The sequence below is a fragment of the Actinospineispora spinosispora DSM 44797 genome, from assembly GCF_000429025.1.
GTDB lineage: Bacteria > Actinomycetota > Actinomycetes > Mycobacteriales > Pseudonocardiaceae > Pseudonocardia > Pseudonocardia spinosispora.
This window is the reverse complement of the sequence record NZ_AUBB01000039.1, coordinates 1-12,624: the sequence shown is the minus strand read 5'-3', so window position 1 is coordinate 12,624 and position 12,624 is coordinate 1. Positions and strand designations below refer to the sequence as shown.

The 12,624-nt window shown below is 67.6% G+C and carries 12 protein-coding genes and 1 pseudogene; 8 read left to right on the top strand and 5 right to left on the bottom strand.

Annotation, left to right across the window (positions count from 1 at the left end; genetic code table 11):
• Position 1 precedes the first annotated feature (1 nt).
• Positions 2 to 655, bottom strand: coding sequence for a helix-turn-helix domain-containing protein (locus G406_RS47865; RefSeq protein WP_211241192.1), 654 nt, complete (start codon positions 653 to 655; stop codon positions 2 to 4).
• 123 nt (positions 656 to 778) lie between these two features.
• Here G406_RS47865 and G406_RS0118385 point away from each other — a divergent pair, with 123 nt between their 5' ends.
• The 7 genes from G406_RS0118385 (at position 779) to G406_RS0118350 (ending at position 8,005) form a co-directional block, all read left to right on the top strand.
• The gene (locus G406_RS0118385; RefSeq protein ID WP_028934963.1) at positions 779 to 2,176 is read left to right on the top strand and encodes a glutamine synthetase family protein; all 1,398 of its coding nucleotides are present in this window, start codon (positions 779 to 781) and stop codon (positions 2,174 to 2,176) included.
• Positions 2,177 to 2,212: 36 nt separating this feature from the next.
• Positions 2,213 to 3,142 (top strand): class II glutamine amidotransferase, encoded by a 930-nt coding sequence (locus tag G406_RS0118380; RefSeq protein WP_028934962.1) that lies wholly within the window; start codon positions 2,213 to 2,215, stop codon positions 3,140 to 3,142.
• Positions 3,139 to 3,909 carry a GltB/FmdC/FwdC-like GXGXG domain-containing protein gene (locus G406_RS47860; RefSeq protein ID WP_051342313.1) on the top strand — a complete coding sequence of 257 codons (771 nt, stop codon included), beginning with the start codon at positions 3,139 to 3,141 and terminating at the stop codon, positions 3,907 to 3,909. Before G406_RS0118380 ends, G406_RS47860 begins: the two co-directional genes overlap by 4 nt.
• 35 nt (positions 3,910 to 3,944) lie before the next feature.
• Positions 3,945 to 5,363: an FMN-binding glutamate synthase family protein gene (locus tag G406_RS47855; RefSeq protein ID WP_084216163.1), complete on the top strand. Its 1,419-nt coding sequence runs from the start codon at positions 3,945 to 3,947 to the stop codon at positions 5,361 to 5,363.
• A complete protein-coding gene (locus G406_RS47850; RefSeq protein ID WP_037077297.1) occupies positions 5,356 to 5,832 on the top strand; it encodes a hypothetical protein in 477 nt (158 codons plus the stop codon). The genes G406_RS47855 and G406_RS47850 overlap by 8 nt, the downstream gene beginning before the upstream one ends.
• A gap of 86 nt (positions 5,833 to 5,918) precedes the next feature.
• Complete coding sequence (locus G406_RS0118355) at positions 5,919 to 7,511, top strand: trimethylamine N-oxide permease (RefSeq protein WP_051342306.1); 1,593 nt, start codon at positions 5,919 to 5,921, stop codon at positions 7,509 to 7,511.
• Between the two features lie 104 nt (positions 7,512 to 7,615).
• The gene (locus G406_RS0118350) at positions 7,616 to 8,005 is read left to right on the top strand and encodes a nuclear transport factor 2 family protein (protein WP_028934960.1); all 390 of its coding nucleotides are present in this window, start codon (positions 7,616 to 7,618) and stop codon (positions 8,003 to 8,005) included.
• A gap of 91 nt (positions 8,006 to 8,096) precedes the next feature.
• On the opposite strand, the gene thrS is transcribed toward G406_RS0118350, so the two are convergent.
• The 3 genes from thrS to G406_RS0118330 all read right to left on the bottom strand — a co-directional run bounded on the left by thrS (position 8,097) and on the right by G406_RS0118330 (position 11,381).
• Positions 8,097 to 9,311, bottom strand: coding sequence for a threonine--tRNA ligase (thrS, locus tag G406_RS0118345; protein WP_028934959.1), 1,215 nt, complete (start codon positions 9,309 to 9,311; stop codon positions 8,097 to 8,099).
• 165 nt (positions 9,312 to 9,476) lie between these two features.
• Complete coding sequence (locus G406_RS54150; protein WP_051342305.1) at positions 9,477 to 10,556, bottom strand: nuclease-related domain-containing protein; 1,080 nt, start codon at positions 10,554 to 10,556, stop codon at positions 9,477 to 9,479.
• A gap of 75 nt (positions 10,557 to 10,631) precedes the next feature.
• Positions 10,632 to 11,381, bottom strand: coding sequence for an enoyl-CoA hydratase-related protein (locus tag G406_RS0118330; RefSeq protein ID WP_028934957.1), 750 nt, complete (start codon positions 11,379 to 11,381; stop codon positions 10,632 to 10,634).
• Between the two features lie 65 nt (positions 11,382 to 11,446).
• Here G406_RS0118330 and G406_RS47840 point away from each other — a divergent pair, with 65 nt between their 5' ends.
• On the top strand, positions 11,447 to 12,247 hold the full coding sequence (locus G406_RS47840) for an alpha/beta fold hydrolase (RefSeq protein ID WP_051342304.1): 801 nt from the start codon (positions 11,447 to 11,449) through the stop codon (positions 12,245 to 12,247).
• A gap of 53 nt (positions 12,248 to 12,300) precedes the next feature.
• Here the strand turns inward: G406_RS47840 and G406_RS47835 are convergent.
• Positions 12,301 to 12,624: pseudogene (locus tag G406_RS47835) on the bottom strand (glutamate dehydrogenase); the annotation flags it as partial.

Here is a 12,624-nt window from a genome sequence, read left to right as displayed (position 1 = left end):
GTCACCCGTGCGAGGCAACCGACTTGACGGCGAGGAACTGGATCGGGAGCGCGATCAGCTCACCGGGACCGTGCGCGACCTCTCCGACGAACTGCAGCGCATCACCGGATTCCAGCAGGTAGCGCCGGCTCCCGCAGCAGTACTCCATCTTCCCGGAGATCATGAAGATGAGCTCGGTCCCTGCGTGCTGGTACAGCGGGAACGGTTCGGAGCTGCGCTCGGTCAGGGTCACCAACATCGGTTCGAGACTGTCGTTCGGGGCCCGCATCGTGCCCAGCGTCTGGTACCGATGCCCCTGCTCGGAGTGCCGGTGCTCGATCTCGATCCCGCCGCCCGCCTTCACGTGGATCACGTCCTGCTCTTCGGACAGTCCTCGGAAGAACGCCGTGACCGGCACGGACAGCGCCTCCGACAACCGGGCAAGGGTCGCCAGGCTCGGCGAGGTCTGAGCGTTCTCGATCTTCGAGAGCATTGCCTTGGAGAGCCCGCAGGCCTCCGCGAGACGCCCGACCGTCCAGCCGAGACGTAACCGGAACTCGCGGACGCGCTCCGCGATGACACCTCCGAGTGCTTCCTCCAGGCCGCCGGTCCGGCCTACCGGCCGCGGATCGACCGGCTCGGCGTCGACGGGCTGGGGCACGGATTCAAGGCTCACGGCTCATCACATCCAGAGGTTAAATCCCCGAGAGACTGTTGTCTCCTGTGGCGATACAGAGTTTACTGCTCGTGGATGGTGTGATCCCGACCACCGGCAGCATGTAGCCAGGAGGCCCACCACATGAGCACCGATCTCGAACAGTTCGTAGCCCAGGACGGGCGTGATGACGGTATCGAGCGAGTACGCAGGCTGATCGATGAGTCGGGCGTCTCGTACATCTACTACCAATTCGTCTCCGTCACCGGCCGGATCATGGGAAAGGGTGCGCCGGCGGCGCACTGGGAACGTTTCGCCCGAAAGGGCTTTCAGCTCGTCTATGGCTCGACGGCGAACCTCTTCATCGACCGGCACGGTGACTACATCGGCTACGGGCCGGAATCCCGTGAGCTGGTCGGTCTCCCCGATGTCGACACGTTCTGTGTGTTGCCCTGGGATCCGAAGACCGCTCGCGTGTTCTGCACGTTGTTCCGAGGAAACGAGGAGGAGAACGAGCCCGGGGCATTTCTCAGCTCGGACTGCCGGGGCAACCTCCGCAGAATCCACGCCGAGTTCGAAGCCGACACCGGGCTCCACCTGAGGGTGGGTACCGAGCCGGAGATGATGTGGCTCAAGCTCAACCCGGACGGAACGCCCTCGGTCGAGGGCAAGACCAAGGCGTACTGCTATCACATCGACCAGTTCGCCGAGCTGCAGCCGCTCATCCACCGGGTCATCGAGTACAGCACCGCGATGGGCCTGGACATGATCCAGGGTGACCACGAGGACGCCCCGGGCCAGCTGGAGCTGAACTGGCAGTTCGACCGCGCTGAGGACACCGCCGACCGGCTCACCACCTACCGGCAGATCTGCAAGCAGGTCGGCAGGGAGATGGGCGCGTTCCCGTGCTTCATGCCCAAGCCGTTCATGGGCGTCTCGGCGAACGGGTGTCACCACAACATCTCGCTCTGGAACGGTGACGAGAACGCCTTCCTGCCCGAAGGTGACAACCCGCGCATGCCCAGCAAGCTCGGGCTGTCCGCGATCGGCGGCGTCCTGGAGCACCTCGACGCTCTCACCTGCATCACCTCACCGACGGTCAACTCGTACCGCCGCATGTGGGATACCGGTTTCTGGGCACCGCTGTACGCCGACTGGGGCTACCAGAACCGGACCACGGCGCTGCGGGTCAGCTCGCCGGACCGGTTCGAGTACCGCTCGGTCGACTCGTCGGTGAACCCCTACCTGTCGATGGCCGGGTTGCTCAAGGCGATGGGCGACGGAATCAAGCGCGAGCTCGACCCCGGCCCGCCCGAGGAACGCAACATCTACCAGGCGATGGCCGACGGCAAGGAAGTCCGCAAGATTCCCATGACGCTCGGCGACGCACTCGCCGCACTCGAACGCGACGAGGTCATCAAATCGGCGATGCCGAACGAGATGTACACCGTCTTCAGCCATTACAAGCGGGACGAATGGGAGCGCTTCTGCGCCACCGTCACCGATTGGGATGTCAAGGAATACCTCGACATCCTGCCCTAGTTCTGCCTCGACTCCGACGGAGAGGAACGCCGACACATGTGCGGAATCGCCGGCATCATCTACAAGGGACGAGACGGCGCGGTCGGACACGACATGGCCCGGATGCTCCAGTCGATGCGCCACCGGGGCGCCGACTCCACGGGTTACGCGCTGTACGGAAAACCGACCGATCTCCTGGTCATGCGCTTCACCTTGGCCGACCCGACCGATTCGCAGGGATTCGACTCGACCGAACGGCTCGAACGCAGCCGCCGCGAGGTCGAATCCCGGCTCGCCAAACTCGGGGCCTCGATCGACCGCGCCGACAATTCGAACGAGTACGCCTACCGCGTCACCTTCCGCTACACCGGCGAGCTGAAGCCGCTCGCCGACTACGTGGAGGACGTCCCGGGCGCCGAGGTGCTGTCGCTCGGGCATTCGCTGGAGATCGTCAAGGACCTCGGTGACGCGCAGACCGTCGCGGGCAACTACAAGCTCGACGAGTTCAACGGCACGCACGCGATCGGGCACGTCCGGATGGCGACCGAGTCCGACGTCGACATCGCGGGCGCCCACCCGTACTGGGCGTATCCGTTCTCCGACGTCGCCGTGGTGCACAACGGTCAGCTGACCAACTACCACCAGTGGCGGCGGCGCCTGGAACGCCACGGTCACCGGTTCCAGTCCGAGTGCGACTCGGAGATCATCGCCGTCTACATCGCACAGCGCATGGCCGACGGCATGTCCCTCGAAACCGCGATGAAGCAGAGCCTCGACGACCTCGACGGCGTCTTCACCTACCTCGTGGTGACCGAGAACCAGCTCGGCGTCGCCAAGGACGAGATGGCCGCGAAGCCGCTGGTGCTCTACGAGTCCGACGACATGGTCGCGCTCGCGTCCGAGGAGATCGCGATCCGCGCGGTGGTGAACAAGGAGATCGACACCTACGACCCCTACGAGCGCGAAGTGTTGGTGTGGAGCAGATGACCGCCAAAGTCGACCACCGCGGCCTGGCCGAGCCGGACGCGGAAGCACCCAAGATCGCCACCGTCGACGGGACCACGGCCGAGTTCGACGCGGCGGAGCTGTCCCCCCGGCAGATCAACCTGGAGCTGCGCAGGCTGCTCTACACCGAGGGCCTCACCGAGGTCACGGTCAGAAACCCGGGCGCCCGGCACTCGATCGCGGTCGGCCTGCTGACCCGCTGCCGGATCACCATCGACGGCAGCCTCGGTTACTTCGGGGTCGGGCTCATCGACGGTCCGGAAGTCCACATCACCGGCCGCGTCGGCTGGTCGGTGGCGGAGAACATGATGTCCGGCGTCGTGGTGATCGACAAGAACGCCGGGTCGCTGACCGGCGCCGCCCTGCGCGGCGGTGACCTCGTGATCCGAGGGCACGTCGGCGCGCGCACCGGCATCGACCAGAAGGGCGGCACGATCATCGTCGGCGGCAACGCCGGCTCGATGACGGGCTTCATGATGCAACGCGGCCGGCAGATCATCTGTGGCAACGCGGGCCACGGCCTCGGTGACTCGATGTACGACGGTGAGATCTACGTCGCGGGCGAGGTCGCCTCACTGGGTGTCGACTGCGTCGAGGTCGAGTTCGGCGAGTCCGACCAGGAGCTGATCGACCGCAAGTTCGGCATCTACGGCATGGCCAAGCCCGACCGGTTCCGCAAGTTCACCTGCGGCCGGAAGCTGTGGAACTACGACAACCTCGAGCCGAACGAACGCAAGCTCGTTCTGTAGTCGCGCCGATCCCACCACGTACGCGAGGAGCTTCCATGAGTAGTGAGAACGGCGCGGCGGCGAAGAACATCCTCGGCCACAGCCGCATCTTCACCCCTGAAGTGATCAACGACATCCATACCAAGTCCGAGCTGGGCCGGTACCGGATGCGCGGGTTCTCGATGTTCAAGCCCATCCCGCACTGGGACGAGCTGATGTTCCTGCCCGGCACACTGACCCGGTTCGTCATCGAGGGCTACCGGGAGAAGTGCGAGACCAAGACGGTCCTGGGTGCCCGGTTCGCCAAAAAGCCCCTCGAGCTCGACATCCCGATCTACATCACCGGCATGAGCTTCGGCGCGTTGTCGCTCGAAGCGAAGATGGCGCTCGCCAAGGGCGCCTCGATGGCAGGCACCGCGACGTGTTCCGGTGAGGGCGGCATGATCCCCCCGGAGCGAGACCTGTCCACCAAGTGGTACTACCAGGTCATCCAGAGCCGGTACGGCTTCAACCCGCACCACCTGATGCTCGCCGACGGCGTGGAGTTCTTCATCGGCCAGGGCTGCAAGGTCGGTCTCGGCGGTCACCTCATGGGACAGAAGGTCACCGAGCAGGTCGCCGAGATGCGGTCGCTGCCACCGGGCATCGACCAGCGCAGCCCGGCGCGGCACCCGGACTGGCTGGGGCCCGACGACCTGTCGCTGAAGATCCAGGAGATCCGCGAGGCCACGGACTACCAGGTACCCATCCAGCTCAAGCTCGGCGCAGCCCGCGTCTACGACGACGTGCGGATGGCCGCCAAGTGCGGTCCCGATGTCATCTACCTGGACGGCGCGGAGGGCGGCACCGGTGCCGGCCCGCACATCGCGGCGGAAGAGACCGGCATCCCGCTGATGGCCGCGATCCCCGAGGCCCGGCGTGCCCTGGAGGACGTGGGCCTCGCCGACGAGATCGACCTCGTCGTCGCGGGCGGCATCCGCAACGGTGGTGACGTGGCCAAGGCACTCGCGCTGGGCGCCACCGCGATCGCCATCGGCCACTCCTCGCTCATGGCGCTGAACTGCAACAAGGAGATCCCGGGCGTCACCGACTACGAGGGGACCATGGGGGTCAAGGCCGGGCAGTGCTATCACTGCCACACCGGTCGCTGCCCCGTCGGCGTGGCGACCCAGGACCCCGAGCTGCGCGCTCGGCTGGAGGTCGAGGCCGCGGCCGAGCGGGTCTACAACTTCCTGCACACACTCACGCTCGAGGTCCAGATGCTCGCCAGGGCCTGCGGCAAGACCAACGTCCACAGCCTCGAGCCGGAGGACCTGTGCGCGCTGACCACCGAGGCCGCCGCGATGGCGAAGGTGCCGCTCGCCGGCACCAACTATATCCCCGGGGTCACCGAGGAACGCACCCTCGGCGAGATCAAGGCCCTGTTGGAGAAGCAGCTGGCGAACGACACCGGACGGGGGCTGCGCGATGTCTGAGCCGACCGACCTGCAGCTGACCAAGTCTCCGTTCGACCCGGCCGCCCGCCGGCTCACCAACCGGACGGGCATCGACACGGAGGAGCTGACCGGCCGGACGTTTCCCTACCAGTTCGACCGGACGCTCGTCGACGACGTCGATCTCATGGCGTCGACACCAGGCGAGGACCTGAACTGGCTGGAGGACGTGCACCTGATGACCGAGGACGGTGTCGCGGCCGTCTTCGACCGCTACACCAACGCCTTCCTGAAGATTCACTTCGACATCCCGGCGGGTGAGGAGGACACCTACGCGCGCAAGGTGCTGATCAAGCACCTGCAGGAGGGCAACTCCTACGGCATCTGGCTGAAGCACAAGCACGCCAAGTTCGCGCAGCCGGAGCTGGGCTCCTGGCTCGCCGGCTCGGCCACGGTCGGCGAGAACTGGACGCCACCCGAACTGACCGGTTGGGAACCCTCCGGCCACTGACTCCGTGAGTGTTCCGGGTTGCCGGCGCAGCCCGGAACACTCACGGCTCCACCACCACACCGAATGACACACACCAGGAGCCGGCCATGGCCGAGACCTCGAAGGTGCACGTATCCACCGAGCAGGAGAGGGCTCTCCCCCGCTCGATCACCTGGACCGGCGCGTTCTGGGTGGCGAGCGGCGTGCCGGCCCTGGTGTTGTTCTCCATCGGCTCGATCTCCTCGACCGTCGGCACCGTCTCGATCGCGGTGTGGGCGCTCTCGGTGACGCTCGGGCTGGTCCAGAGCTTCACCTACGCCGAGATCGCCGGCCTGTTCCCGAACAAGTCCGGCGGAGCATCGGTGTACGGGGCGATGGCCTGGGCTCCGTACTCCAAGTTCGTGGCACCGGTGTCGGTGTGGTGCAACTGGCTGGCCTGGTCACCGGTGCTCACCATCGGCTCCGGGCTCGCGGCCGGCTATCTGCTGACCGCGTTGTTCCCCGCCGATGCCGCGATCAACACCTGGTCGCTGAGTCTGGTGGACCTCACCGCGCTCAAGGACGGCCTGGAGCTGCGGGTCAATGCGCAGTTCGTGATCGCGGCCGCGTTGCTGCTGCTGGTGTTCGCGCTGCAGCACCACGGCATCCTGCGCGCGGCGAAGGTCCAGACGGTCGTCGGGCTCGCGGTGCTGGTGCCGCTGCTCGTGGTCGGGGTCGTTCCGATGCTCACCGGCGACGTGGTGAGCCGCAACTTCACCCCGTTCGTCCCGATCAGCGGGGCGTGGGACCACGCCGGTCTGACACTGTTCGCCGGCGGGCTGTTCCTCGCTGCCTGGTCGGCCTACGCGTTCGAGACGTCGGTCTGCTACACGAGTGAGCTGAAGGACCCGGGACGCGACACGGTCAAGGCGATCTTCGCCTCCGGGCTGGTCTGCCTCGTGATGTACATCCTCGTTCCGGTCAGCTTCCAGGGCGCGCTGGGTCTGGACCGCCTGGTCAGCAAGCCGATCGTGGACAACACCGGGGTCGGGGCCGCGATGGTCGACATGGTCGGCGGCGGCGCGGTGATCGGCAACCTGCTCGTGGTGATGCTGGTCCTGGCCCTGCTGTTGTCGATCATGACCACGATGGCGGGATCGTCCAGGACGCTTTACCAGGGCTCGGTCGACGGGTGGCTGCCCCGCTACCTCGGCAAGGCCAACCGCCACGGCGCACCGGCGCGGGCGATGTGGACCGACCTGGGCTTCAACCTGATCCTGCTGCTGATGAGCGACTACGTGTTCGTGCTCGCGGCCTCCACCGTGTGCTACATGATCTTCAACTTCCTGAATCTCAACGCGGGCTGGCTGCACCGGGTCGACAACGCGGCGCTGCCCCGACCGTGGCGGGCGCCCACCGCCCTGATCGCGGTCGGAGCCGTGCTCGCGTTCTTCAACGCACTGCTGATGGGGTGGGGCGCCAACGTCTGGGGTCAGGGCGCGCTGCTCACCGGCCTCGTGTTCGCCGCCCTGATCGTCCCGGTGTTCGCGTTCCGGCACTACGTGCGGGACAAAGGCCGGTTCCCACCGTCGATGTACGCCCCCGCGAGCGAGGGCAGTGCCCCCACAGCCACGGCGGCCACCCGGAAGGCGGGCGTCCTGCCGTACCTGGTCCTGGCCGGAGGTGTGGTCACCGTGGTGATCGGTCAGCTCCTGGCCTGACACCGGGAGGGCAGTCGGTTACCTGTGGGGTAATCGACTTCATACAGCGGTTCCATGATGCTCGTTCTCACCCGAGGTCGACACCGACTGATTGTGAGGATGACATGACGGACACCGTGACCGGCTGGACGCCCGAGCTGTTCGCCCAGTTCTGGGCGGCGCCGGATCCCGCCCCGCTGCCCGGCTTCGTGACCGAGGACGTCGTCGGGCACTGGCCGGGCAACCGGAAGATGCGCGGCGCCGACGACTACATCAAGGCGCTCGTCGATCTCATGGCGCTCCTCCCGGACATCCACCTGGAGGTGCACGCGGGCGCCATGAACGGCGAGTTCGGCTTCGTCCGCTGGGTCATGCACGCGACGGGTTCGAACGGCCCGTTCCAGCTGGACGGCGCCGACTGCATCACGGTACGAGACGGCCAGGTCCGCGAGAACTACATCAACTTCGACACGGCCGAGTTCCGCAGGCTTTCCGGGCACGACCTGCCGTTCTGACACCTGCCGCACAAGAGCAGGCCACACCCGTGAGTGGCGAGTGGTCTCAGGGGACCACTCGCCACTCACGGGTGTGAGCGGCCGGTCCCACTCACGGGTTGTGCGCACGGCGGCTGATCACCTCGATGATCCGCTCGATCGCTGCCTGCGGGGGATGCTGATCGAGCCGGGAGCCATCGCGCAGTCGCAGTGAGACCAGGTTGTCGGCGACCTCCCGGTCGCCGACAACCGCAAGGTACGGAACGCGGCGATGCGCCCGGATTCGTCCGCCGAGGGTCCCACGGTCCGGTGCGACGACTGATGCGCGCACATCGAGTTCGATCAGTCGCCCGTGCAACGACGCCGCCGCGTGCATTTGCTCGTCACCCACCGGGAGAATCGCCACCTGACACGGTGCCAGCCACGTGGGGAACACACCCTCATGTACCTCGATGAGATGTGCGACCAGTCGTTCCAGGCTGCCGACGATGCTGTGATGGATCATCACCGGCCGCCGCACCACCTGGTCACGGCCGACGTAACCGAGACCGAACCGCTCCGGCTGGAAGTAATCGAGCTGCACGGTCGAGAGGGTCGACTCCCGGCCGGAGGGATCGACGATCTGAATGTCGATCTTCGGACCGTAGAACGCGCCCTCGCCGGGCACCGAGTCGTGGTCGAGCCCGCGCTCGACGAGCACCCTCGCCAGCGCCTGTTCGCCGAGGTCCCACATGCCCGGGTCGTCCACGTACTTGGCGCTGTGGCCGCGCAGCGACAACCGGAACCGGTGCGCCCGGATACCGAGCGCGCCGTAGGCCTCCTCGATCAGGTTCAGCACGGCGTGGACCTCGTCGGCGACCTGCTCGTGCCGGGCGAAGATGTGAGCGTCGTTGAGCTGGATCGCGCGGACCCTGGTCAGCCCGCCCAGGACCCCCGAGGCTTCAGCCCTGAACATCGGCCCCAGCTCAGCGAGACGGACCGGCAGATCACGGTAGCTGCGCGGGTGTGACCGGTAGATCAGGGCGTGGCCGGGGCACAGGCTCGGTCGCAGCACGAGCTCGCTGTCCTCGCCACCGTCCGGCATCGGCGGGAACATGTCGTCGCGGTAGTGCGCCCAGTGGCCCGACAGCTCGAACAGCTGACGTCTGGCCAGCACCGGCGAGTAGACGTGCTGGTATCCGGCCCGCCGTTCCACTCGCCGCAGGTAGTCCTCGATGCTCGACCGGACGGCTACACCCGCCGGCAGCCAGTACGGCAGACCGGCGCCGATGAGCGGGTCGGAGCCGAAGAGCTCCAGCTCGCGGCCCAGCGAGCGATGGTCGATCATGACGTTCCCCTCGGATGTTCCAGGGAGAACAACGCAGGGCAAACCCACCCGGGATGTTCACCCCGGGGCTTGGTCGCGTGCGTCTACCGCGCCGGGATGGTGTCCGGCGTGGTCGTGACGGCAACGCGCTGCATGAACGACACGATAGCCGCGTCAGGCGTCCGGTCACACCCGATTACGGCTGGCGGACGCCCGGGCCTGGTCGAGCACGGCACACACGTCGGCGGTCAGCGGCGGAGCGTGACCTCCTGACGAGCCGGCCCGCATCGAGATCGCGACCGGTCCGGCCCAGCCGGCCGCGACCTGTGGACTCAGCGCCCCGAGTACCCGGTCGGCCAGCTCGTTGTCCGCCATGTCCGCGGTGAACGGTTCCCGGTGCCAGACCTCCAATGGACCGGTGTGATCCGCGTCCGAGCCGAGCGGAAATCGTGCGGTCGTGCGCGGGTCGCCCTTCAGATGGCGCCGGACGGCATCCTCCAGTGCCTCTCCGGGTCGGCACTGCTCGTAGCTGAGCGACCCGTCCGGGTCGAGCAGCGCGAAGTCGGGCGAGCGGAACATCGTGGGAACGCCCCACGACTCTCTCGGCTCGGGCTGGTGGCCCTGCCAGGTGGTGGACCGCCGGGCCACCTCGAACACCGAGGCGACCTCGTCCCTCGTCAGCCGCGACGGCAGCGCGCGCAGACACATCTCCAGGCTCGCGGAGTTGGTGACGATCACCCCACCCGGACGGCCGGAGTCAAGGACCCGGGCGCCCACCACCGCCACCATGGGGCGCACCACGAGATGCTCGGCGACCGATGTACGGCCGTTCCGCGCAAGCGCCCGGCGTAACAGGCGAGCGGCATCCTCGGCCTCGGTACGGGCCCTTGCCACATACTCGGTGCGCCGCCGGTCGACGATCACCGCGTCGCCCTCGATCAGCACCCGGCGGCCTCGATGGTGCTTCGTGTTGATCGTGACCACACCACCGGGCCCGCCGAGCAGATGATCGATGTCCGAGCCGCCGTCGCCCGTCGGCACCGAGTGCAACACCCACCAGCCGGGCGTCCGATGCCGCAGCCGGTCGAGCCGGGACGGCCGAACGAGCCCGATCAGGGCGTCCGCGACGAGGTGCTCACCCTCGGCGCCGACCCGCCATGACCAGTCGGCACCCGGACCGTCGACGCGGTGCCGGCGATTCGCCTCGCGCACCACCTGGCCGCCGGCGACGTTCAGAACGAGGTCTCTCCACGGCGCGTCTCCCATGCCCCGAGAGTCCCACCCCCCACCGACAGTTTCCGGTCCTGAGCCCCACCCCGTGCTCATCGCGGCGAGAGGCGGTCAGGTGCCGGTCCAGGAGGGTGGGCGCTTCGCCAGGAACGCGTCGACGCCCTCTCGGTAGTCGTTCGAGGACTTCACCTTCGCGGCCGCTTCCTCGGTGACCCGCCAGCCGCGTTCATCCGGCTCGGCTGCCGTCGCCTCCAGCGCTCGCAACGACTCGGACACCGCGACCGGCGCGTTCGCCACGATCTGCCCGGCGAGGCGCAGCGCCGCCGTCTCCGCGCCACCCGGCTCGGTCAGCTCGTTGACCAGGCCCAGCTCGTAGGCACGCTCGGCACTCAACGGCTGCCCGGTCAGCAGCATCTGCTTCGCCACATTGAGCGGCAGTGCTCGATGGGTCCGGAACAGTGCTCCGCAGTTGGCGATCACTCCGCGCGCCACCTCCGGGAGCGCGAACCGCGCCGCCCGGGACGCAACCACCAGATCACAGGCCAGCACGATCTCGAAACCGCCGCCATAGGCGAGCCCTTCGGCGGCCGCGATGAGCGGCCTCGACCGTCGGCGCCGCACCACGCCGTAGTTCCCGCCGCGCGCGGTCGGGTCACCGGGACCCGCCGCGAGATCGGTGCCCGCGCTGAACGCCTCCGGAGTACCGGCGAGGACACCGACCAGCAGTTCGGGGTCATCGTCCAGCTCGTTGAGCGCGGCGTCGAGACCCGAGGTCATCCCGGCGTCGACCGCGTTGCGTTTCGCCGGCCGTTCCATCCGGACGAGCAGGATGCGGCCGAGCCGCTGGGACGTCACCGCCATGGGGAAATCACCGTCACGTCTGCCAATCTAATCCCGGGCGGAGTAACCCACAGACGGGAGCCACGGTGACATCGACCATCGGCAGCGTCCTCTCCGAGGACGGCACGCGCATCGGATTCGAGCGCCGGGGCACCGGACCTGGTCTCGTCCTCGTGCACGGAGGCACCGCCGACCGCACACGCTGGGCATCGATCGTGCCCCTGCTCGCCGACCGGTTCACCCTCTACCTGGTCGATCGTCGCGGCCGAGGCCTCAGCGACGACGGACCAGCGGACGACTACGCGCTCGACCGCGAGGCGGAAGACCTCCTCGCGGTGACCGAGTCGATCGGTGAGCCGGTCGCACTACTCGGACACTCCTACGGCGCGCTGGTGTCGCTGGAGACCCTGGTCCGCGCCGGTCCGGTGACCAGGGCCCTGTTGTACGAACCGCCGTTCTCGACACCGGGCCTGCCGGTCTTCCCGGCCGGTGCTCTGGAACGAATGGCGCGGTCGCTCGCCGAGAACGACCGCGAGGGCATTCTCACGACGTTCTTCCACGAGGCGATCGGCCTGGACGACCCGACGGTCGATGCACTGCGGGCCACTCCGGTGTGGCAGGCACGACTCGCCGCCGCGGCCACCATGGTGCGCGAGGGAAGGGTCGCCGACAGCTACGTCCCGAACCCGGGGCTGGAGCACATCGGCATTCCCGTTCGGTTCCTCCTGGGGACCGAGAGCCCCGGTTACCTGCGCGCGTCCACGCGCGCGGCGCACGCGGCCATCGCTCACATCGACCTCGTCGAGATGCCCGGTCAGGCTCACATGGCGATGGACACGATCCCCGCCGACTTCGCCGCGCTGGTCGCCGAGTTCTGCACACCCTGAACACCGATGGCCTCACTTCGACGAGGAAGCGAGGCCATCGGGCGGGCGACCACTCAGGGGATGATCAGGGGTGGGGTGGCGGAGCGGTCGGTGTGTGCGAGTGCCCATCCGGTGTGGCGGGGTGGGGTGTGGTCGGTGATCCAGTGGTGCAGGAGCATGGCGACTTTGTTGTGCATTTCGGTGCGGAGTTTGGTGAAGGAGTTTTCTGGGTTGTCGTCGACTTGGCCGAGTAGGAGCCACCAGGCCCAGGCTGCGGCGCCGGCGTTGGCGACGAAGTCGGGGATGACGGGGATGCCGCGTGCGGTGAGCATGGTTTCGGCTTCGGGGGTGGTGGCGGCGTTGGCGGCTTCGACGATGACTTTGGCGTTGATGTCGAA